The 22,055-nt window shown below is 59.1% G+C and carries 24 protein-coding genes; 13 read left to right on the top strand and 11 right to left on the bottom strand.

Going from position 1 to position 22,055, the window contains the following annotated elements:
* The first annotated feature begins 147 nt into the window (after positions 1–147).
* The 3 genes from VGL38_00305 (at position 148) to VGL38_00295 (ending at position 4,927) form a co-directional block, all read left to right on the top strand.
* Entirely contained in the window at positions 148–3,489 is a 3,342-nt protein-coding gene (locus VGL38_00305; GenBank protein HEY3293857.1) for a fibronectin type III domain-containing protein, read from the top strand.
* A gap of 452 nt (positions 3,490–3,941) precedes the next feature.
* On the top strand, positions 3,942–4,472 hold the full coding sequence (locus VGL38_00300) for a ferritin-like domain-containing protein (protein ID HEY3293856.1): 531 nt from the start codon (positions 3,942–3,944) through the stop codon (positions 4,470–4,472).
* A 302-nt stretch (positions 4,473–4,774) separates the two neighbouring features.
* The gene (locus VGL38_00295) at positions 4,775–4,927 is read left to right on the top strand and encodes a lmo0937 family membrane protein (GenBank protein HEY3293855.1); all 153 of its coding nucleotides are present in this window, start codon (positions 4,775–4,777) and stop codon (positions 4,925–4,927) included.
* Between the two features lie 274 nt (positions 4,928–5,201).
* Here the strand turns inward: VGL38_00295 and VGL38_00290 are convergent, their stop codons facing one another.
* From VGL38_00290 to VGL38_00250, 9 genes are read right to left on the bottom strand one after another with little or no spacing between them, the layout of a single operon-like run.
* On the bottom strand, positions 5,202–5,699 hold the full coding sequence (locus VGL38_00290) for a dCMP deaminase family protein (GenBank protein HEY3293854.1): 498 nt from the start codon (positions 5,697–5,699) through the stop codon (positions 5,202–5,204).
* Positions 5,700–5,713: 14 nt separating this feature from the next.
* Positions 5,714–7,237, bottom strand: coding sequence for a hypothetical protein (locus VGL38_00285; GenBank protein HEY3293853.1), 1,524 nt, complete (start codon positions 7,235–7,237; stop codon positions 5,714–5,716).
* On the bottom strand, positions 7,234–8,052 hold the full coding sequence (locus VGL38_00280; protein HEY3293852.1) for a glycosyltransferase family 2 protein: 819 nt from the start codon (positions 8,050–8,052) through the stop codon (positions 7,234–7,236). The genes VGL38_00285 and VGL38_00280 overlap by 4 nt, the downstream gene beginning before the upstream one ends.
* Positions 8,053–8,100: 48 nt before the next feature.
* A complete protein-coding gene (locus VGL38_00275; GenBank protein HEY3293851.1) occupies positions 8,101–8,313 on the bottom strand; it encodes a hypothetical protein in 213 nt (70 codons plus the stop codon).
* Positions 8,314–8,327: 14 nt separating this feature from the next.
* Positions 8,328–9,494, bottom strand: a complete 1,167-nt coding sequence (locus VGL38_00270) for a glycosyltransferase family 2 protein (GenBank protein ID HEY3293850.1) — start codon at positions 9,492–9,494, stop codon at positions 8,328–8,330.
* Positions 9,494–9,853, bottom strand: a complete 360-nt coding sequence (locus tag VGL38_00265; protein ID HEY3293849.1) for a DUF190 domain-containing protein — start codon at positions 9,851–9,853, stop codon at positions 9,494–9,496. The genes VGL38_00270 and VGL38_00265 overlap by 1 nt, the downstream gene beginning before the upstream one ends.
* A gap of 8 nt (positions 9,854–9,861) precedes the next feature.
* Positions 9,862–10,239, bottom strand: a complete 378-nt coding sequence (gene crcB, locus VGL38_00260) for a fluoride efflux transporter CrcB (GenBank protein HEY3293848.1) — start codon at positions 10,237–10,239, stop codon at positions 9,862–9,864.
* 11 nt (positions 10,240–10,250) lie between these two features.
* Complete coding sequence (locus VGL38_00255; GenBank protein ID HEY3293847.1) at positions 10,251–10,844, bottom strand: hypothetical protein; 594 nt, start codon at positions 10,842–10,844, stop codon at positions 10,251–10,253.
* Positions 10,845–10,872: 28 nt separating this feature from the next.
* A complete protein-coding gene (locus VGL38_00250; GenBank protein ID HEY3293846.1) occupies positions 10,873–11,262 on the bottom strand; it encodes a hypothetical protein in 390 nt (129 codons plus the stop codon).
* A 290-nt stretch (positions 11,263–11,552) separates the two neighbouring features.
* Here VGL38_00250 and VGL38_00245 point away from each other — a divergent pair, with 290 nt between their 5' ends.
* From VGL38_00245 to VGL38_00200, 10 genes are all read left to right on the top strand, one after another.
* On the top strand, positions 11,553–12,221 hold the full coding sequence (locus VGL38_00245; protein HEY3293845.1) for an isoprenylcysteine carboxylmethyltransferase family protein: 669 nt from the start codon (positions 11,553–11,555) through the stop codon (positions 12,219–12,221).
* Positions 12,212–12,745 (top strand): hypothetical protein, encoded by a 534-nt coding sequence (locus tag VGL38_00240; protein ID HEY3293844.1) that lies wholly within the window; start codon positions 12,212–12,214, stop codon positions 12,743–12,745. Before VGL38_00245 ends, VGL38_00240 begins: the two co-directional genes overlap by 10 nt.
* Before the next feature lie 10 nt (positions 12,746–12,755).
* Positions 12,756–13,871 carry an A/G-specific adenine glycosylase gene (gene mutY, locus VGL38_00235; GenBank protein ID HEY3293843.1) on the top strand — a complete coding sequence of 372 codons (1,116 nt, stop codon included), beginning with the start codon at positions 12,756–12,758 and terminating at the stop codon, positions 13,869–13,871.
* Between the two features lie 236 nt (positions 13,872–14,107).
* Positions 14,108–14,896 carry a GyrI-like domain-containing protein gene (locus VGL38_00230; protein ID HEY3293842.1) on the top strand — a complete coding sequence of 263 codons (789 nt, stop codon included), beginning with the start codon at positions 14,108–14,110 and terminating at the stop codon, positions 14,894–14,896.
* 111 nt (positions 14,897–15,007) lie between these two features.
* Positions 15,008–15,655: a GyrI-like domain-containing protein gene (locus VGL38_00225; protein ID HEY3293841.1), complete on the top strand. Its 648-nt coding sequence runs from the start codon at positions 15,008–15,010 to the stop codon at positions 15,653–15,655.
* Between the two features lie 132 nt (positions 15,656–15,787).
* Positions 15,788–16,714, top strand: a complete 927-nt coding sequence (locus VGL38_00220) for a hypothetical protein (GenBank protein ID HEY3293840.1) — start codon at positions 15,788–15,790, stop codon at positions 16,712–16,714.
* Between the two features lie 37 nt (positions 16,715–16,751).
* The gene (locus VGL38_00215; protein HEY3293839.1) at positions 16,752–17,564 is read left to right on the top strand and encodes a hypothetical protein; all 813 of its coding nucleotides are present in this window, start codon (positions 16,752–16,754) and stop codon (positions 17,562–17,564) included.
* 33 nt (positions 17,565–17,597) lie between these two features.
* The gene (locus VGL38_00210; GenBank protein ID HEY3293838.1) at positions 17,598–18,362 is read left to right on the top strand and encodes a hypothetical protein; all 765 of its coding nucleotides are present in this window, start codon (positions 17,598–17,600) and stop codon (positions 18,360–18,362) included.
* Positions 18,363–18,365: 3 nt separating this feature from the next.
* Positions 18,366–19,190: a hypothetical protein gene (locus VGL38_00205; protein HEY3293837.1), complete on the top strand. Its 825-nt coding sequence runs from the start codon at positions 18,366–18,368 to the stop codon at positions 19,188–19,190.
* Positions 19,187–20,131 (top strand): BadF/BadG/BcrA/BcrD ATPase family protein, encoded by a 945-nt coding sequence (locus VGL38_00200; GenBank protein ID HEY3293836.1) that lies wholly within the window; start codon positions 19,187–19,189, stop codon positions 20,129–20,131. Before VGL38_00205 ends, VGL38_00200 begins: the two co-directional genes overlap by 4 nt.
* Before the next feature lie 66 nt (positions 20,132–20,197).
* Here the strand turns inward: VGL38_00200 and VGL38_00195 are convergent, their stop codons facing one another.
* Complete coding sequence (locus tag VGL38_00195; protein ID HEY3293835.1) at positions 20,198–21,679, bottom strand: fibronectin type III domain-containing protein; 1,482 nt, start codon at positions 21,677–21,679, stop codon at positions 20,198–20,200.
* Between the two features lie 28 nt (positions 21,680–21,707).
* Positions 21,708–22,031 (bottom strand): DUF3467 domain-containing protein, encoded by a 324-nt coding sequence (locus tag VGL38_00190; protein HEY3293834.1) that lies wholly within the window; start codon positions 22,029–22,031, stop codon positions 21,708–21,710.
* Positions 22,032–22,055 lie beyond the last annotated feature (24 nt).

Genomic DNA, 22,055 nt, shown 5'->3' with positions numbered 1-22,055 from the left:
AAATGGGGTGAAGGCGATCTACCCAAGGGAAGGGATGATGAGGCTGCGGAAGTGGGTTGTGGGTATCTTGCTAAGGATCGTCTAATGAATGGGCAGTATCACACGAATGTCGTAGCTTGGTTATGATTTAAGCATTTGGAGCAATTCATGGCTATGAGAACACTTTGGCTGGGATTGGTTCTGCTGGTGATAGCGGGGGGAGTCAAGGCACAGGATTTCTGTATAGCCTTGATGGAGACCGATCAGCAATTAGACAGCCTGTGCGGTGGGGGTGGGCATCCCTTGGCAGACGGAACGATCTTGGAGATCATGCAGGATCGGAATCCTCCCGGAATCGGTCCAGAGGATTCACTGGCCGTCGTGTGCTCCACACCGCCGAACTGCGAAGACGGGCCGATGGGAACGGTCAATCTCAACTCCTTCATGATGAATTCGCAGGATACTGGGCTGTGGCCGGGTCAGTTTCTTTTGGCGGACTGGTACTTCTGCTCGCACGGTGGCTTGCCCAATCCCAACCGGTTCTATGTTCGCATCTGCCTTCCGGGACGGCATTATTATTCGAATATCTTCACTCCGACCATCGGGCCTTCCGAATATGAACTGGGGCCGTGGGTATGTGATAATAGCCCTTGCATGAACTGCATTCCTCCACAGATACCGTTAAACGTTGGTGCTGGGGCTGCATGCGGAGGGGTGAGTATCTACTGGAGCTTTACCTATGCGGCGCGCACCGATTCTTTCTTAATCCGGCGCAATGGGATCCGAGTGGGTACAGTAGCGGCCGGGGGACAGCCGGGCGGGCGGAGTTTCTATTACGCGAATTCTGACACGTCGCTGGCGGAATACCGAGTAAGCGGCTGGAGCGCGGTCTGCGGAGAAGGCACACCATCGGAATCGGTCTATGCACGGGCGATTGTACCGCCGGTTCAGGTGCAGGGAGTGCTGGCCAGTGACGGGCTGTGCGATTCGACAGTCATTACCTGGAACGACCAATCTGCTGAGACCGGTTACCGGGTCTGGAGATCCCGCGCTGATGGCAGCGAGGTGATGCAACTCGCTTACCTCGGCGCAAACGTCTTATCCTACCATGACCTTAACAGCCAAATCGGAGTCGTGTACCGCTACTGGGTCTTAGCGGAGAATGCCTGCGGGCTGTCCAGCGCGTCCCTTTACAATACGGGATTCCGCACGATTACTCCTCCACAAGTGACGGGTATTGGCGCCAGTACAACAACCTGTGCGGCAATCACAATCACCTGGGCTGCGACCAGCGGAGCCGATAGTTTCATTGTCTACCGTGACGGAGTGCGCTTGGGTGCTACTGGACCACTCACCTTATTTATGATGGATACGACTGCCGCAGCAAATTCTTCGCACAGCTACAGTGTTGCCGGGAAGAGTGCCTGCGGCCTCGGGGCGCAGAGCAGCCCAGCTACGGGCACACGCACAGGAATACCCGCACAGGTCAGCGGAGTGGCGGCGACCAACAATCTCTGCGACCGAATTGTGATCACGTGGTCCGATGTAAATGATGAGACAACGTATGTTCTCCGTCGCAACGGGCAACTGCTGGCAAATCTCGGTGCCAACACGACGAGCTATGCCGATACGACGGTGTCCGTGGGAACGTTTGGGTATACGGTGCGCGCATCCAACCCGTGTGGATCAGGACAGGTTAGTCCCACGGCCAGCGGAGTGCGCATTGCGTTGCCGTCGCAGGTGCAGGGAGTGACCGCCAGTGAGAATAATTGCAGCTACGTGCTGGTCACATGGAATGATGTAGCTTCCGAAGACAGTTTTCAGGTGCGGCGTGACGGGATGCGCATGGCGGTTCTTGGTACAAACGGCACATCCTGGGCCGATTATGACGCGGTGCCGGGTACGACCTACAGTTACGCGGTGGTGGCTTACAACCGCTGTGGCGCAGGCGCAGTCTCGGCGGCGGATAATGGATTGCGTCCAGTAATTCTTCCTGCAGTGACGGGTCTCAGCGCGTCCAGCGACAATTGCGACGTCGTGGCTCTGCGGTGGAATGATCTGGGCGGCGAGGATAGCTACACCGTGTATCGCTGGTACTACTACTACTGGGCCAACATTGGTACGACGGCGGCAAATGAGACGACCTTTACCGATGTGAATGTAAATCCGGGGGAGACGTTCACTTACTACGTGGTGGGTTACAATCTGTGTGGATGGGGTCCTGCCTGTCAAACGGTGACAGGTAAACGACTGCCGACCGATGTGGTGAACTTTAACGTGCAGGACGTGGGCCACTCGACGTGCATTCAATTCTGCGGTTACAACAACAGGGATTGCATGATTTCGGTGCAGCCGCTGCCACAGGGGCGAGTGCCGGCGGTCAGTTTTCATCCGGGATGCAATCAGAACGGAAGCTGCAACGTCGACTGTGATCCGACGACATTTGTGCATGTGATACAGGATTGGCAGTATGACTGGGCCTATAATCGCTACTATCAGGTTATTCGGGGCGACGGATGTCTGTGCGCGACACTGGACAGCATTCCGTCGAGCCTTCGCCTGGCCTCTCCAAATGGCGGGGAGGTCTTGACGATTCAGCACTGGGCGACTGTGCAGTGGTACGGCGCGGGGTTTGTCGGCAATGTGAACCTTGATTTGAACCGCGATTATCCCACGGGCCAATGGGAATCCCTCGCGGGGAATATTCCGAATGACGGTAACGAAGTGATTCGCATCACGGATCCTTTGTCGAATCATTGTCGGATCCGGGTGTCGGCGGTCTCGGACACTTTTTCAGATGTTTCGGATGCAGACTTTCAGATCACCGCTTCGGCCGGGCGCATTGTGGTGGTGAGGCCGGCGGCACCGAACACACCGGTCTTGATGTGGAATGCCGGGACCGTAGAGTGCCCGCTCACCGCCAGCGCCACGTTCCTGATTAAGAACATCGGCACGTCACCAGCGCTGGTCTTCCGTCCTCAGCCGCTCCTGGGCGGGATCTTCTCACGCATCTGTTTGTGCCCGGACTCGTTCACTCTCAATGCCGGGGATACCAGTCAGTGTAACATCCGTCTGACCTATGACCCGGTGACGGACGGCACACAACTTGATACACTATCCATTCGCAGCGATGCCTCCAACACAGCAGGCGGCTTTGTGCATGTGGCCCTTACGGGGATGCAGATCTCGACCCCGCAAAGTCCGCAGGTGGTGATTCAGGTTCAGGGACAGGATGCGGTGCTCACCTGGCAACCGGTATCTAATTCTGTCAATGGATGTCCGGTCTATCCCACGGCATATCTGGTCTATTATTCTCCGACAGGGAGCGGGCCGTTCTACTATCACGGTTTCACGAGCAGCACGAGCTATGTGCACCCTCGAGCGGTGCAGTTTGCCGGAGGGATGTATTATCAGGTGGTGGCGTACTCCGGAACGCTCTCTGTGGTGGAGGGGATTTCGCAGGGGGAAGAGATGGGGGTTGTCTTTGGGAAAATAGGAAATGGGAAATAGGAAAGAAGATACCGATGGGGTTTGGGATTCTGTTCCGAAGCGGAACGGAATGACAAGAATGTGGTGTGGCGGCGGGCAATGTGCTCGCCGCTTTTGTTCAGGGGAAAAGGGAAGAGGACGCATGGCTGATTGTTCCGCGTTCATCGTTTCTTCCGGTTGGGAACTTGGAAATTTGTCATCACGTGGAAAGAGGCGGAGATGGAAGCGGAGACGTACTCCTTTCCATCCCGCCGGATCGCCGGGCGCCGCGCAGGCCGAACAGAGCGATCCACATCTCTCCTGTTTATATCTTTACATCCTCGACCATGCACGCCCAAGCGGCTGAATTCCGGTTGATGTTTATCGCAGGTAATCCGAGACGTTGTCCTTGAGCACGGCTGTTGTTGAATAGTTACGCTCATGCGGTCACGCGTTCCATAAACCCCATAGTCATGCGTAAAAAGGAGGCTATTATGAAAATGCAGATGCTGGACTCCCTCGAAGGACTCTTCATCAATGAGTTGAAGGACGTTTACAATGCGGAGCACCAGGTGATGAAGGCGCTCCCCAAGTTGTGCAATGCCGCCGCGTCGCCGGAGTTGAAGGATGCTTTTCTGGAGCATCTGGATCAGACACGGATGCAGATTGAGCGTCTGGAGGAGGTCTTTGACATGCTGAACCTGGCCACCAAGGGGAAGAAGTGCGAAGCGATGCAGGGGATTATCGAAGAGGGCCAGGAGATCATAGATGAAGACGGGGATGATGCGGTGAAAGACGCCGCCCTGATCGCCGCGGCGCAGAAGGTGGAGCACTACGAGATAGCCACCTATGGCTGCCTCCGCACCTGGGCCGTTCTGCTGGGGCACGAGCAGGTTGCCGAGATCCTCGAGGATATTCTCGAGGAGGAAAAGCAGACCGATCTGTTTCTGACGGAGATCGCCGAAAATATCATCAATGAGCAGGCGGTGGACGTCGAAGAAGAAACGATGATGTACAACCGCTAAGCGGTCAGCAAAGCGGAAGTCCGGCGGGAGAGCGGCCGCTATGCGAAGGCGGCGCAGTTTCCACTGGCCTCCCGAGCGGAATAGAATGAGGCGCTGCCGTGGCCGCGCTTCCTCTTTGTCAGGCTATATCAGACTATAGTCAACTATTTAGCGGCAACGACGAACCGGGTGCAGGGGAACATCCAGCCAAACGGTTCGGTAAAATAAGCAAGACCGTGACATGCTGCGGCGGGCAGATGGCCGCATCACGGTGATTGTGACCGTCGCGATGACGGATTACTTATGAGGGAAAGGATACAACCATGCTGTGGACAATTTTTGTCATACTCCTGGTCTTATGGCTGTTGGGATTAGTGACATCCTACACGCTCGGCGGATTTATTCATATCTTGCTGGTAGTGGCGATTGTAATACTCCTGATTCGCTTGATCCAAGGCCGACGTCCGGTCGTATGACGCAGCCTTGATGCCGGGACTTCCCGCCCCTGCTCCAGATCGGATATATGATTACACTGGCGGATGAGCGGCGCATGAACGTTTCAATCATTTCCGTCGTCGTTTCCAGATTGAGACCGCCGTCTGCTCCCACCAGTCGCGTGGAGGGTCGTGTGCTTATCGTGGACGGCCGCGACCGAAAACCGTAATCCATATTTCAGACCACGGCGAGGCGGAGAACACAAAGGGCGCACTTCGGTGCGCCCTTGATTTTGTGCGGCAGTTCAGCATTTTCTCAAGGCTTGTCGGGCAGATCGTCGACGGGATAGCGGAACCGGCTGACGTCGGGATAGCTGACCGTGAGGCCGCAACGCTCGAGGACAAGACGGCTGCGATCCTCGCCGGGATAACTGCCGAAGACCCTGACATGCTTGATGCCGGAATTGGCGATCATGCGGGCGCAGATGGGGCAGGGGAAGTTGGTGACATAGATTTCCGCGCCTTCGATGGACACGCCGTTGCGCGCCGCCTGCAGCAGCGCATTCTGCTCGGCGTGCAGGCAATAGCAGAGTTCGAGGCGCTCGCCGGACTTGATGCCTTCGATGTCGCGCTCGCAGCCGCCCAGTTCGATGGGATGGGGATGACCGGCGGGCGGGCCGTTGTATCCCGTGCAGAGAATCTGATGGTTGCGGACGATCAGACACCCCACCTTGCGGCGCAAACAGACGCTGCGCTGCGCAATGAGGTGCGTGAGGCCGTAGAAATATTCATCCCAGGAAATGCGGTCGGACATGGAATCCTTAAGGGTTAGGGAAGCACGCGGTAGAGCACGACTTTATCCTGCACCATCTGTTCGCGGGCGATCTGCGTCAACTGAGCGAACAGCATATTGTCCCACGTGTCCTGATGCCAGAGATCGAGCAGCACATGGGAAACCTTGTAGCGCTTGAGCATGTCGCGGCGCTCGTCGATGGAGAGCGGGTCCTTGAAGAAGCTCTCGGCATCCTTGCGGCGGCGGACGATCTCCTGCTGAATCAGCGGATCCCCCTTCTGCTGGGAGACCAGGCGCGCGCCGCAGATGGCGGGCACGGGCCAACCGGTATCATCTTCGGTCAGCACCACATTGGTATCGCCGAGCTGTGTGGACAAAAAGCAGAACCGCTCGGCAGTGGTTTCATGGTGATAGGAGCCGAAGGCCGCGTGGGCCATGTCCTGCCCAAGATGGTAGGTCTCACCTGCGCGGAAGCGCATGGCAGGCAGAAAGAGCAACACGACGACCGCCAGTTTGGTCAGTGTGCGCGGCTGGCGGAAAGAAATCTCGCGCCACCAGCGCGGCCAGTTTTCGAACAGATAGAGGGCAATGGCAATGTGCAGGAAGATCGTGCCGTAGAGCAGAAAGCGGTTGCCGATGAAGATCCGCGCCGCGCCGCACAGGCCATAGAGCGCAAAACAGAAGAGACCGCCGAGCACCACGGACAGGTAGCGGCGCCGGCGGTAATAATAGAAGAGAATAATCAGGCCGAGGAGCGCCGTGCCGAGGGCGGGAATCTGTCCGGTGAACAGCGCATGGGGGAACCAGTTATCGGTGGAACCCTTGGTGAGCGTGTCCCAATAGTTGAAGTAGGGCCAGAGCAGTGTCAGGCCGAAGGCGACCAGCGGGACGAGTTGCAGCCGCGCGGTGTAGAACAGGCTTTTTTCGGGCAGCAGCATGGCCGCGGCGGCCACGAACAGGAAGGCCCCGGTAATCGGATGCGTCACGAAGGCCAGCGTGCCCAGCAGAGCATAAGCGATCAGGCTGCCCCAGGCTTTGGGGGTGTCCATGTACGTGCGCAAAAAGGCCAGCGCATGAAAACAGACGCCGTAGGTGAACGTGCCGACGTAGGCGAGCGTGGAAAGGAAGAAGCCGAAGTGATAGGCGTTGGCGTAGGAGTAGCCTTCACCCCACACGGCGAGCATGCAGATCAGCACGAAGATCGCCAGCTTCGGCTCCTTGAACTGTCCGGTGATCCAGCGGGCGAGGCCGGTGACGAACAGCAGGAAATTGGCGACGCCCGCCAGGCCGACGACGGTGAACAGACCCAGACCGGACAGGCGCGCGAACGCGCCCCAAAAGATGACGAAAGGCGTAAAGCGGGGAGACGTGCTGCCGGGGAGGGGGAGCAGCGGATTGGAAGGGTGCAGAACATTTTGCGCGGCGGCGCGGATGGCGGCAGCGGTCTCCCACATGTCGGCGGTCTGACCCCACGGCATATTGAAGGCCGCGAAGATTACCAGCGGCAGCAGAAGCGCGCACAAAATCCAGTAGCCTGGCGCCGTGCGGACAGGGCTCACCGTTGTCCTGCTCCCTGAAGGGCAGGCTGCGGCGCGCCCATAAACAGCGGGCTGCGAAGCAGGCCCATCTTCTGCAAATGATATTTGAACATCACGCCGATGGTTTGCAGTCCGTACTTGGCGCTGCGGCGGAAGTTGATGGAAGACGCTTCGTCGAAATAGCGGGTGGGAATGGGCACATCACCGATGCGGAAGCCGTGATAGGCGGCCTGTGCCAGAAACTCGGTGTCGAACACGAAATCGTCGGAGTTGGCGTGGTAATTGATCTTCGCCAGCACCTCGCGCGTGTAGGCCCGGTAGCCGCTGTGAAAATCGCCGAGGTTCTGCCCGAGCATGATATTCTCGAACATGGTCAGCGCGCGGTTGCTCAGGTACTTATAGATGGGCATGCCACCTTCGAGGGTCTCGTTGCGGGTGCGGATGCGCGATCCGAGAATCATGTCGCAGTTGCCGGTGGCCAGCAGACTGATGACGGCGGGAGTGATGCGGCCATCATACTGATAGTCGGGATGCACCATGACGACCACATCGGCGCCGGATTCCAGCGCGGCGTCGTAGCAGGTCTTCTGATTGGCGCCGTAGCCGCCATTCACCTTATGGCGAATGACGCGGATGCCGAGACTCTCCGCCAACTCGGCGGTGTGGTCCCGGCTGCAATCATCGGTGAGAATGAATTCGTCCACGCAGCCTTCGGGGATCGAGCGGAAGGTTTTCTCGAGAGTGGTTTCCGCGTTGTACGCGGGCATAATGCAGACCACTTTGCGGAACTGCCGCTCGGGGCGCTCCGCAAAGGTGGTGAGGGATTTTGCCGTCATAGTATCCGGTTCAGAAGAATGTTGGTGAGACTTGGAGTGGAGGCCGGCTCAGCGGGGCTCAATCGGCGTGGAGGGCGGGCCGGCGGTCGGGTTTTGCCCCGGGGGCTTGGGTCCACGTTTGTTGTGGTTGTGGACCCAGAAGAAGCTCAGCGGCAAAAAGAGGAACAGACCGAAAGCCATCGCGCCGAACACGAATTGCAGGAGCAGCGTGAGCACGAGCGTGATGATGATCGAGAGGATCAACGCACGGGAAAACTTCATGAGTAAGGCCTTGACTATGCTTTGCGAGCGGTGGGTTCCCAGGCGCTCGTGGTAATACCGCGTCCATAGACGAGAAAGCCAATAAAGAGAGCCATATTCAACGCCACGAAATGATAGAGAGCCGTCAGCAGCGGCAGGCGCAGCCCGACGCGATCCAGCAGGAAGCCGAGCAGCACCGCGCCATAACCGATGACCTGCACGGCCATGGCAAAGCGGTAAAAGTCTACCGACAACAGAAACAGATTGCTGACCAGCGCGCCAAGCATCAGGAAGGGGAAGATCCAGCGCAGCACCTTATGGGAAAAGAAGGTGTAGGCGCAGATTCCGCAGCGGGGGTGCAGCACGCCGAAGTAGCGGAATAAGGTTTGAAAGTTGCCGGCGCCGATGCGGATCCGGCGGCGGAACTCCTCGTTCACGCTGCGGCCCGATTCTTCGAAGGCGCGGGCCTGGGGATCATACACATTGCGGTAACCGCCCAGCGTAGCCCAGATGGAGGGCACGGTATCATCATTGGTGGAGCCGGAGGCATAGGGCCGGTAGAGCACACGCCGCATGGCCATCAGCGAGCCCAGCGCGCCGGACATGCCGCCGACGGCGCTCTCTTTGGCGCGCAGGCGGTTTTCATAGTTGCCGTAAAGCGCTTCGCCGTGCACGGCTTCGGCGCCCGCGGGAATCAGAATATATTTGCCGCCGCCGGCCACGCCGACTTTGTCATCGGCAAAGTGACGGATGAGCAGCCGCAGCGCGGCAGGCTCGATCATCACATTGGCATCGCTGAAGACAATGATCTCGGCACCGGTCTCGGTCACGAGGCGGTTCAGAACGCCGGTCTTGCCGCTGCGTCCGGGCAGTTCGATCAGATGCAGGCGGGAATCGCCGTAGCTGCGCACGATCTCATTGGTGCGGTCTTTCGAGCCGTCGGAGCCGACGAGGATTTCGAGTTTGTCCGCAGGATAGTCGAGGGCAAGGCAATTCTCGATCTTGGCGGCGATGACCTTCTCTTCATTATAAGCGGGGACGAGCACGGCCACGCGCGGCCAGCTATCCTCCGGCATCACGGGCGGGGTCGCATAGCGGCGCCGAAAGAGCTGCAAGGTGAGCGGATACAGCACGTACGTGTGGAACATCGCTCCGACGCACAGCCAGAAGACCACAGCCGCCACGAGTTCGGGAGTGGTCATCACCTGTCCTTTGCTTCCCGGTCGGGGCCGCCGCTGCGGTAGAAGCGGATCTGTACTCGTTCCAAAGTCGCCATTCCTTCAGTAATCGCGTCGTCAATCAACGGTAGAAAGGCTTCGATCTTCTCGCGGACGTCGACGATCTCCACGACGATGGGCAGATCGGTGGACAGCCGCAAAATCTTGGCGGTATGCAGGCGGCTGTGCGCGCCGAAGCCTTCGAGCCCGCGGAGCACGGTCGCTCCGGCCAGTCCCTGTTCGCGCGCCCGCCGCACGATCCATTCATAGAGCGGGATTCCGTCGTGCCGGTCATGCTCGCCGAAAAATATCCGCAGCAGGGTTCCTTCTTCAGGCAGCACCATAGAACACCTCAGAAGACACGGCTGAGTACCTGTCCGGCCCAGACCGCGCCCAGACCGAACGTGACCTGCAACAGGATATTGCTTCCGGCGAGCAGCATCTCGCCGTCGCGGGCCAGGGCGAAGGTTTCATAGCCAAAGGTCGAGAAGGTGGTGAAGCCGCCGAAGATTCCGATAAACAGAAACAGCCGCGCATCCGGCGAAAACAGTTGCCGCGATTCGGCCAGGCCGCCGCAAAAGCCAATGGCCAGACAGCCGAGCACATTTACGGCCAGCGTGCCCCACGGCAGCAGCGGAGTGCGCACGATGCGATAGACCAGACCTCCCGCGGCATAGCGGGCTACCGATCCTAAAAACCCACCTGTGCCGACCAGCAAGATTTCACGCATGGGCAAACGGCTCACGCTTTGCGCAGCAACCCGCTGAAGTAGCGTTTGCCGGGGCGAATCTGCGGGGCAAGAGTCTTGGCAACGTCGATATGGGACTTTCCCTTTTCCAGTCCGAGGAACGCATTGCGAAAGGCTTCGGCGGTCTTGGGAACGTAATCATTGAGTTCGTACACCCGGATTATCACCTGCAGCGCGCAGAGGAACAGCTCGGTGGGAAGTCCGGCGGTCTCATCCTGTGACTTCTGGAAGGGATACGTCTTGTCACTGGGTTCGGCGAACCAGCGCGGCAGCCGTTTGGAGGTCATGATGGCTTGCGGGCTGAGGCCGTTGCAGACCTGTTCACAGGCTTCGGTGAGCGGCAGATGCAACTCCGGGCGGGCTTCCACCTTCAACAGGTAGTCGGTAAACACATCTCCGTGACGCGGTGCGATCCGGCGGTTGTCCAGATACACGTTGAGGCGGTATTCAGGACGCGACGAGAGCCCTTTATTGCGTACGCCGGCATTCTGAATCTCCACTTTGCCTTCAGGGAGGTCATAGATGATGTGCCGGCCCTCGGAAAGCGAGGCTGTGTGAGCCACCAGATCGGAATAGTGCATGGTCAAAGGTATAGTGAATGCGAAAAGTTAATCTTTATTTCTGATGCTGCCAGCAGAAGCGGGAGCCCGTTGCGGCCTTGCGCTTACAGCGCGCGCCTTTGGTGGTCCGGCCTTCACACTGCGTGGACGGCGCTGCCTTGCTCACGCTGGGCGGCTGGGCCTGCCCGGGGCCTGAAAGCGGTGCGGTCATGCGGTGAAGGACCGATGAAACCGGCACCCAGCCTTCCACTTGGATCTTTGCCCAGCCGGCGACCGTATCTACTACAACGAGCCGCGCAGGATCGGTGAAGGTCCCGGCGACGGGTCCGGCAGGAATGACAAACATGGTGTCGGCTTCGGGCTGCAGAGAATCGGGCAAAGTCTGCGCCAGCGACAGGTGTGCGGCCAGAAGAAGGATCGAGAGAACAGCACTACAGCGGGTCATGCGTTCCTTCCAGAGTTTCTACAGACGGAATCCACCGTCCCAAGTTCTCTAAATATATGGATTCTTTATCAAAAAGCAACTTCGGAGGAGATCCAAATGCGTAGAGGAACAGAGGGTTTCACTCTTGTCTTGCAACACTTCGGAGAGTTTAGTATATTGTTTCTGAACGTTATGCCCTGCTTTTGTACCACACTTTGACCCGCACCTTCGCGCTACTCTACGGATTGTTGGCTCTTGCGGCCGGCGCCGTAATCTCCGCCTGCCAAATAGCTTTTGTGGGAAATTTCCTCTTGCCCAAAACTGTAGACTCGATTGGGCGGGAAGGGGATTCCCTTTTTGCTGCTTTAGTCATTGATATTGTGCTCTTAGGGCTGTTTGGCTTGCAGCACAGTGTGATGGCCCGGCCCTGGTTCAAGGCTTTCTGGCGGAGAATCATCCCGGAGCATTTGGAGCGGAGCACCTATGTCCTGCTCGTCGCAGTGGCTTACGCTCTGCTCTTCTGGCAGTGGCGCCCTATTGGAGCGGTAATCTGGCAGACGGAGCAGCCGATTGCCATATGGTCGATTCGGATACTTTTCCTCGCGGGCTGGGGGCTCGTGCTGTGGTCTTCGCACCTGATTAATCCCTGGGACATGTGGGGATTCCGCCATGTGTATGCGTACTTCCAAGGCGTTCCATATAAGCCGTTGGAAATTCAGGTCTTGGGGCCATATCACTGGATGCGGCATCCGATCATGCTGGGCTTATTCATTGTCTTCTGGGCCTCGCCTCTCATGACGGTGGGCCATGCCCTGTTTGCCACAGTGATGACCGCTTACGGCCTGATTGCGACGATCTGGGAGGAGCGGGATCTGATCCGCAACTATCCTTCCTATCAAGATTACCGGAACTCGACGCCGATGATTTTCCCGCGGTTTGGCGGGCGGCGGAACGTGCTGGAAAGCAAACCGTGGATTTAACGACTCTACAAAAATATTCGCGCGGCGAACTGACTCCCAAAGAGTACCTGGCCGTCCACAAGGATGCCGGCGAATTGCTGGAGATCCTGCAGACACGGCTCTCGCCGGGAGAATATGTGGTCGAACTGTCGGACTGGCCCGCGGTGCGCAGCCGTAAGCAGGCCCGGCAGTATGTGATGCTCAAAACCATGATGCTGATCACGCCGTTTGTGCTGGTGACCGGAACGGCGTTCGCCTTAGTCTCGCGCACGGCGATTCCTTTGATGCTGGTGTGGCTGGTGGTATTCGGCGCGATTGCCGGCTACCAGTTGCTGCGCCGGTCGCAGTCGCAGAAGTCCGTTGAAGGCCGCAGCGTGGTGGCCGTAACCGACCGCCAACTGATGCGTATCTGGCTGGATGGCTCGGGCGAGGTCCAATCCTGGCCGCTCAGTCCGGACAAAAACGCAGGGGAAGCGGTGGATCCGGTGTCAGAGACAGTAAAGCTGCTGTTGGATCTGGATCTCGGCAAGACCTCTCTTAATTAACCTGCCTGCTGTGCCCATACCCTCCCGATCCTCGCGCATCTCTCCGCCGCTGACCGCCGTCGCCGTGAAGACCCTTGTCCGCTGGTATCAGCGTCAGCAACGCGACCTGCCGTGGCGGCGCACCCATCATCCGTATGCGATCTGGATCAGCGAAATCCTTTTGCAGCAAACTCAGGTCGAAACGGTTCGGCCTTATTTTTTGCGTTTTCTGACCGCATTTCCCACCGTGGAGGCGCTGGCCGCCGCGCCAATCGATGCTGTGCTGAAGGCATGGGAAGGCTGCGGCTACTATGCACGCGCCCGCCATCTGCACCGCGCGGCGAAGTTGATTGCGGAGCGCGGAGAATTTCCTGATACTGCTGAAGGACTACAGCAACTGCCCGGTGTGGGGCCGTATACCGCAGCGGCAATTGCCTCGATTGCTTTCGGGGAAGCGGTGCCCGTAATCGATGGCAATGTGGAGCGGGTACTGGCCCGAGTGCTGGGCGAAAAGCGGATTATCAAGAGCCCTGCGGCGGCCAAGCGATTGAAAACGGCGGCGAGCGCGATTATGCAGAGTGCCGCAGAGCAGAAGCTGAAGCCGGGAGATTTGAATCAGGCGATGATGGAAATCGGCGCGACGCTCTGCATGCCGCGCCGCGCGCTGTGCGAGGAGTGTCCGCTGAAGAGCGAGTGCTGTGCCTACCGGACACTGTCCGATGTGACGGTGCTGCCGCGCAAGGCGCCGAAGAAGTCGGTTCCGCACTATGACATCGGCGCGGCCATCATCGAGAAGAACGGTAAGATTCTGATTACCCAGCGCCCGCTGGAAGCCATGCTCGGCGGGTTATGGGAATTTCCCGGGGGCAAGCTGGATGCGGGAGAGACTCTCGAAGAGTGTGTGGCGCGGGAGATTGAAGAAGAGTTGGGGATACGGATCCGTGTGGGCAAATTGTTCGCGCGCGTCAAGCATGCCTATTCCCATTTCAGGATTACGCTGCATGTCTTCAAGTGCAGGCCGATGGCGGGACGGATTAAGAAGCTGGGGATAGCCGATTACCGCTGGGTGACGCCGGACGAGCTATCGCAGTTTGCCTTTCCTAAGGCGGACCGGGTGGTGATTGAAAAGCTCAGGGATGAAGGATGAAGGCGGAAGGATGAAGGGGCAATCTGCCCGGCTCGATACTGCGATGGCGGTTCATGTTCAGCGGGCGGGTTGCGCGTGTCACCGTCTCTTGGTTGCTTAATCCTTCAGCTTAACCCGCCCCTACAGTGTGAACGCGAGATGCTTGCGGAGTGGTGATGGAAACAGGATTTCAGGACAGGCGGGTTCGGATGGATCCGCTTTAGATTGTTCTTAACATATATCAAGGAGAAACGCACATGCGACGGTTACTGGTAGGGGTTGTGTTGCTGCTGTCGGCGGCAATGGTGTTGGCACAGACGGGCGAGAAGAAGGCGATGCCCGCGGCACCGAAGGCGAAGACGGCTATGGTTGGCGAGATCAGTGTGAAGACCATTCCCGCGATGACAGCAGTGACCGTGATGGAAAAGGCGACGGATCATGCTCCGAAGGACGGCTACAAGACCGGTATGGAAGGTGCGGAGCAGGCATGGAAGGTGATGATGCCGGATGCTTACGGCAAGCTCGGTGCATGGATGGCGGCAGGCGGCAAGCCCACCGGCCCCAGCTTCGGAATCTATTTCGAAGATCCGACGAAGGTTGCTGCCAAGGATCTGACCTGCAAAGTTGGCTTCCCCACAACGAAGGATGCTAAGGTTACCGATGCCGTGAAGCTCGAAGAGTTTCCGGAAATGCAGGCGGCTGTGGTGCAGTTTGCCGGTCCGTATGAGGGCAGCATGGATGTGTACGGCGCGCTGATGAAGTGGATTCCCGAGCACGGCTACCAGTTTGCCGGTCCTCCGATGGAAATCTATCTGAAGAGCGAGCACGACAAGGTGAAGCCGGAAGAGTATTTGACCGAGGTTCGCTTCCCGGTAACGAAGGCGGACGCACCCGCGCCGAAGAGCGACAAGACGAAGGTCGGCGAAGCGCCGATGGCTCCGGACGCTCCCAAGGCCGCAGAGGCACCCAAGACTCCCGAAACTCCGAAAGCAGCAGCGGCCCCCAAGGCGGCTGAGGCTCCTAAGGCTACAGGCGGCAACAAGTAAGACTATTACGACATTCGGGTCTGTTGAATCAAAAACCGGTCTGTCACAGGATCGGTTTTTGCCTTTATTGCGTTGAATAGAGGTGTCTATTTATTCAAACCGGAGTGGTGCATGAAGTGGTGGTGGATGGTTTCGGTGGTTATCTTGTTGTTTATGGGAGTGGCTCAGGCCGAAGAGCAGGTTAGACCCAGCAGCATCGGCGAAATGGTGATCCGCGCGGTGCCGCCTTTGACGGCGGCGACCGTCACCGTAAGGGCGGCGGATTATGTTCCGAAACATGGCTGGGCGGCTGGCGCAAGCGGTGTGAGGCAAGCCGTAGAGATAATGTTGACCAATGGATATGAGAAGCTGGCGCGCTGGATGAAAGAGGGAGGCCGCCCCGCCGGCCCGAGCTTTGTGGTGTTCAATGAAGACCCGCAAACCACGCCGCCGCAGAACATGACGTGTAAGATCGGCTATCCGGTGGCGGAAAACGCCGGAGGCAAAAACCTGGTCACCATTGAGCGGCTGCCTGCCACAACCTCGGCGGTGGTGCGGCATCAAGGATCTCTGGATGACCGTGCCGCGCTACGCGATTCTTTAGGAAAGTGGATCTTCTCCCGGGGCTATGCTCCGGCGGGACCCTTTATGGAAGTCTATGTGAACGGTACGCGCGCCAAACCGGTGCCGAGTGATGATGTGGCGGAAATCCGCTGGCCCGTACGGCGAATGGCCCAGCCCCACGCGGACGGCAATGATCCTCCCGGTTCTGGCCGATAGTGGACCTTTTACAGGCATTTGGAGAAAAAGACCGGTCTTAGGGCCGGTCTTTTCACTTGCAGAATTCACGAAAAATCGTGACATTTAGATCGGATAGATCGGAACCGTCTCAATTCACCGGAGGTCGAGCGCATGACCCTCAGATGGGGTTTCAGCGCATTGATCGGCGTCTCCCTGCTGCTGGCCGGTTGCGATGCGCTGGAAGTTCTGGACCGCACGCCACGCAAAATCGCGTCGCTGCGCAAAGACGGCCAGGTGGTCGCGGCCAAACAGAAGGCGGTTGACGCGTTGCAGCAGAGGCCGGAGCGGATGGCGGTGTGGCGTGAATTGGCAGCGACCCAACTGGAACTGGCCCAGCAGAACGCAGAGGTGACGGAGGAAGATCCTCTGGCGAATCTGACCGAAGCCGCGCTGCTGTGCGCCGCGATGTATGACCACCGGAAAGACAGACTGGATTTTGACTGGAGTTGGATTGGCCGGTCCGTAGCAGAGGAAATCACCAGGCAGGCCGATCAGCTTGCCGGCCGTTTCGAACGGAAACCCAGCGACCGTCCCGTGGATGCGGGATTGCTGGGGCCGCCGCGTGGATCGGGACCGACTCCGGAAATGCTGCGCGAAGAGGAATGGGGAGTGCGGCCCCGACGGCAGGTGCGGTACGAGAATGATGGCCGGGTCCTCGATGTACACCTTCCGGACGCGACGTCCGAGCAAATCGAGACGTACAAGCGCCGCTGGGAACTGGAAGGCAAAGAGATTCCGGCGACTTACTTCGATTCAACCGCTGCGGGGGTGGATATTCACAACCTCGGCGTGCTGATAACGCTCTTAGAGCGGCTCCCCACCGACGATCCGATGCGAGTCTCCCGAGCGGTAAAGAAGATGACCGAAAAGCTGGCGGCGGCGACGGAGCATTCGAACCTGACGACGGGATTTGTAATGAACCACCGGGCCGCCGCAAGAACGGCGGTGGTTGCCGCACTGATGGCCGCTCAGAAGGATCTCGATACAAAGGGCCATTTTGAGCCCGAGACTGTTTCAAAGCTTTCACTTTTGGAGTAACTGTGTCCGAGCGCTATGATGTACGGGGAGTCATGATATGAGTCTTAGACATGGCGCGTTGCTGCTGATGGTTCTGCCGGCTTTGATCGCCGGCTGTAAGCTGGACCGGACGGCTGAGGATATTGCGCAGATGCGCATGTCGGGCAGCGTCAGTATGGCAAGAGACCGGGCCATCGATGAGCTGAAGGAGAATTCCAAACAGATGGATGTCTGGCGCGAGTTGGCGATCACGGATGTCCAACTGGGCCGACGGGCCGCCTCGGCTGTGGAGGCGCAGGAAGATCCACTGCCCTATCTGGTTGAAGCCGCGCTGATTTGCGGTGCGTATAACGAGTACAAGAAAGGTCTTTTAGACCGCGAGTGGAACGGAGCGGGCGTCAGCAGCGCAGCGGAGACAAGCAACTGGGCAAACCATCTGGTGAGCCGTCTGCCGATTGACAACTTCGGCAGAGTGCCGTATGATCCGCCGGGCTATCTGCCGCGGGATCTCGAGGATCCGGACGATCAGCCGCTGACCGTGAGGCCACAGGGATCGAATCCGGATGTGTTCGAGACCTATGTGGATCCGGAGACGGCGGGAGAGATCATTCAACAGACCGCGATGCTGATGGAACTTTTCCGGCATCTGCCCTGCGACAATCCGAAAGTGGCGGCGGTGAATCTGAATCAAATAGAGCAGAAGCTGCTGTGGGCGGCCTCCCATTCCAATCTGAGTGCGGCCTTTGTGGATTTGCAACGGGACAAGGGGCGAAAGGCCGCCGCCGTTGCCTTTGACGCGGCGCGGAATGATCTGGCCGAGCACCACCATTTTGATGCGCGCACCCTTCTGAGCAACCGGCTCGCGGAATAGTCACCTACTACGGCATTGCCGGGGAGAACCTCGATGAAAATGATCCGTGTTTTCGCGCATGTTTGTATCGCGCTGCTGCTGATGGGCAGTCTGGCGCTGAACGGTTGTTCGACCAACCGCGTGGCCAAGGAGGTCGCGGCGTTGCGGCTGGAGCGCAAGGCCGACGCCGCACGGGAGATGGCCATAGCGGAACTGCAAAAGGAACCGAAAAACCTGCGGCTTTGGCGGGAACTGGCCGCGACGGATATCGTGCTGGCGCGGGAGCGCGCGGTGCCTCCGGAGAACGAGCCCTACCGCTATGCCGTGGAGGCGGCGCTGATCTGCGCCGCCATGAGCGAGCACAACAAGGGGAAGCTCGACGAGCCGTGGCTCGCGGTGGCATCACAGACGGTGTTGCGGGCGATGGAACTGGCGACGACAGGCCTCGGTGGAGTGTCGATCTCAACGGCGCGGGGGAAGGTGACGCTCGAACGGCTGGGACATTCTGATATCGACCCGGAACGCTTTGTGGATACCGACGGGATGCAGTGGGTGGTGAAGAACACCGTGCCGCTGATGGTCTTTGCCCAGCAGCTCGGCCCGGTGGTTTCGATAGACTTTTCGAAGAACGCCCAGGAGTATGACGCGCGCGTCAGCCAGATGGGCATTAATTCGAATATCACGATGAGCCAGGTGCAGGCGCAGCGCGACCGGGCGAGCGCCGCGACGAGCAAGCAGATTGCCGCGGCGGTGCAGGACCTCGATGACCTCGGCTATTTTCAGGCGGAAACGATCCTTGGCAACACCATACTCGAGTAAACCGTGACACCCTTCAGCGGAACACCCGGGCCGCGCATCGCGCGGCCAATCGGTGCGGGCATGATCCTGATTCTGGCCCTGCTTCTGGTGGCCGGTTGCGGCCGCGAGAAGCGCGTCAACGAGGTCCGGGACCTGCGTCTGGCCGGGCAGGCGGACTCCGCGCGCGCCCTGGCGCTGTCGCTCTTGAATGAAAACGCCAATCGCATGGATCTGTGGCACGAGTTTGCGCGCTCTTCTGTAGAAGAGGTGCGGCTGCGGCCCAACGAGGAAAACCACGCGGACGATCTGGATATTCTGGTACAGGCCGGGCTGGTGTGCGGGGCGGTCTATCAGCAGAAGAAGCACGAACCGGATCGCGAGTGGCGCGACACGGGCAAGTTGCTGTTTGCGGAGATTGCGCGGCAGATCAGCAACCAGATCACGGCCATGAATACGCAGATGCAGTCGGCCAATTACCTGAAACCGTTGTTGACCCCGGTCGGCCCGGACACGCTGATCCCCCGCGGGCCGGAAATCCGCGCACAGCAGGCTCTGGTGAATTACCGTTCGGGAGCACGGAACCTGCTCTTCTGGCCGGTAGTGCTGCGGCGGTTGCTGGAAAATCTGCCGGAGGTGAATCCGGGCACCGCCACGCTGCTGGCGTCGCAACTGGACGAAGCGATTACACCGTGGGCGCAGTCCCTGGATCTGGATCCGGCATACATGGGCGGCATCCAACAACGAGCGCGAGTGACGATAGACAATGCGCTGAACCATGCCCAGCAGGACTTGCATGACCTGGGCTATCTTCTGCCGCAAACCATCATCGAAAACGGAGTGAGTCAATGACCGTACTGATTGTGGATGGAGGAGGAACGAAGACACGCGGATGGCTGATCAAACGGTCGGAGAACGGTTCGGCGGCGCCCGAGGACGTGGTCACCGTGGACGTGGGACCCACCAGTTTCGGAGCCGTGGGAGCGGAGGGAGTGGCGGCGGCGCTGCGCGATTTGAAGTCGCGGTTGCCGGGGACGACTGCGCCGGTCTCGGTGGTGCTGGGATTGGCCGGAGTGGGACGCAAACCGGAGCGCGATGCGGCCCTCGGCGCGGCCACGCAGGTGTTTGCCGGCAGCGAGGTGAGCGTGATTACGGATGCCGAACTGGCCTACCGCGGCGCGTTTGCCGACGGGCGGCACGGCATTCTGCTGATTACCGGCACGGGAACGATTGCCCTCTACCGTGCGCCCATCAGCCACGAATTCACCCGCGCGGGCGGCTGGGGTCCGCTGTTAGGTGATGAGGGCAGCGGCGCATGGCTGGGACGCGAAGCGCTGCGGCATTGCCTCCTCGAATGGGAGCGCGACGAACTCAGCCCGTTGCACGCGGCGGTGCTGGAGGCTCTGGAAATCGAATTGGCCTCGCAGATTCTGACCAAGGTGTATAAGGAAGGGCTGGGGCCGTCAGGCTGGGCCAAACTGGCCCCGCTGGTGTTCCGCTATGTGCGGGAAGACCTGGGAGCCTTTAAGATCATGAATCGCGCGGCGATTGAACTGGTCTCTCTGGCGGGGCGGTTGCAGGAGACACTGCTGCCTGAAGCGCAGAATGTTCCGCTGGTGGTGATCGGCGGCCTGTGGGAGCACCGCTACCACTTGCAGCCGCTGATGGAAGAGGAGATCCGGCTGCGCAATTTGCCCTTTGTCTTTGCCGAGCCTTCGGGTGGGCCGATGGAAGGCGGGTTGCTGTTCCTGCAGGAGTGGGGGCGAACCCATACTGAATCGCGCGGGATATAAAAAAAACAGAACAGGGCGGGTGAAAACCCGCCCTGCTTTCGAAGGAACGATGCCGAACGGCTGCGGTCAGCTTACGTGATAGGCGCGCAGGCTCAGGGTCTTGGAGGGCGCGGGATGGCTGATGGGGCCGTTGTAGTGCTCTTCCTTGATGATGCCGACGGTGCCGGGTACAATGTAATAGATGATGCGGAAAGATGCGGAGACGAAACGCTCGTAGGCGAGTACACCATGATAGACGGTGCCGCTGACGTTCTTGTCCTGTCCGGGGGAGGCGATCACCACTTCGACCTTCTGGCCATCCACTAAGAACGAGTCCCCGACCTGCAAGGCGGGATACTTGAAGAGCAGTTGCGGGTGATCGGTATCGAGCAGCGGCCAGTGCAGCATTTCGACGCCGCGGGCCAGAGTGTCATTGCGCAGATAATAGAGGCTGTCGGTGATGCCGCGCTCATCCTGCGAGATCAGGTAGAAATCCTGCCCGCCGAAGAAAATGGCCGCGGAGACCGTACGCTGCAGCGTGGTGCCGCCGGCTGTATCGGTGACATCATAGGTCCAGAAGTTGCCCACGCAGAGCGGAATCGCGCCGGGGGAGCAGAGCCGGTAGTCCGCTTCCACCGCCGGGGTCAGCGGGGAACTGGCGGTGTCACTGATGGCTTGCAGACGGTAATTATAGAGCCCGAAGTTCTGGCCGAGGGTGTCCAGATAGGAGGTTGCCGTCGCGGCGACGGTGTCGATGGCTACCGCAGGGTTGCCGCCGGTTCCACGGCTGATGACGATGCGGGTGGCATTGTGGGTGACATTTACCCAGGTCAAGATGACGCCCAGACCGAGATGCACTTCCGTGCGCAGGCTCTCCGGGGCACTGATGGCGCCGGGACCGAACGTGACCGCCAGCGCCGAATCAAGGCTCCAGACAATAGTGGAAGACCGCTTGCCGCCGACTCGGTAATAGTAATGGGTCAAATAGGTGACCGAAGAATCGAGAAACGTCCGGATGTCGGCAGGCGTCGAGCCGATGGTGGTCCAGGCGGTGTTGAACAGGGTGTCATGCCGCTGGATCAGGAAGCTGTCCGGTAGCGTGCCCGTTGTCTGCCAGCTCACCTCCACAATGTTACCCTCGAGGGGCAGAGCCTCAACGTGGTTAGGTGTGCCGGGACCATTCAGCGGAACGGTGTGCACGGGGCGCACGTTGGAGCGCGCGGATTCGCCGTTCTGGTTGAAGGCCGTGATGTAAAAATAATAGGTGGTTCCGGGTGTCAGGCTGTCAATGATGGCCTGACGGTTGATGGAAACGACGGTATCCACCACGACGAAGGAAGCCGCCGAGGTATCCTGAGACACGTAGATGTGAAAGCCCTGGATGTCACTGGCATTGTATTCCCACCGCAGGACCACACCGGTTTGGGTGGTTTGGTAGTCATACAGACTGCTGGGCGCGGCAGGCGGCGGTGGCGGTGGGCCGATGAACTTATTATCTGACTTGCAGGACAGGCAGAGTCCCGCCGCAAGCGCAAGCAGCGCGATGAGGCCAAGGCGGGTAGCAGACACAGCCGGATCCTCCTTAGGGTGGATGGAATTACTTCTCTTCAGGCGAACTGGGACGGAAACCGAATTCTCCGGCCGACCCCGTCGGGGCGCCGTGCATCTTGATTTCGCCGAACTGCTTCTCGTAGCGGTCGACGTTTTCCTTGAGCGCATTGATCAGGAATTTCACATGGGCCGGAGTCATAATGACGCGCGTGTGGACGGTGGCCTTGGCGGTTCCGGGCACCATGCGGGCGAAGTCGAGGAAGAACTCGGCCGGGCTGTGGGCGATAAGGGCGAGGTTGGAATAGGTCCCCTCCGCCACCTTCTCGTCCAGTTGCACGTTGATTTGTTGAGGTTTAGGCTCGTTAGGCATCATACGATTTGGGAAGATTGGGTT

Source organism: bacterium (assembly GCA_036504735.1).
Classification (GTDB): Bacteria; Electryoneota; RPQS01; order RPQS01; family RPQS01; genus DASXUQ01.
This window is presented reverse-complemented; position numbering and strand designations above follow the sequence as displayed.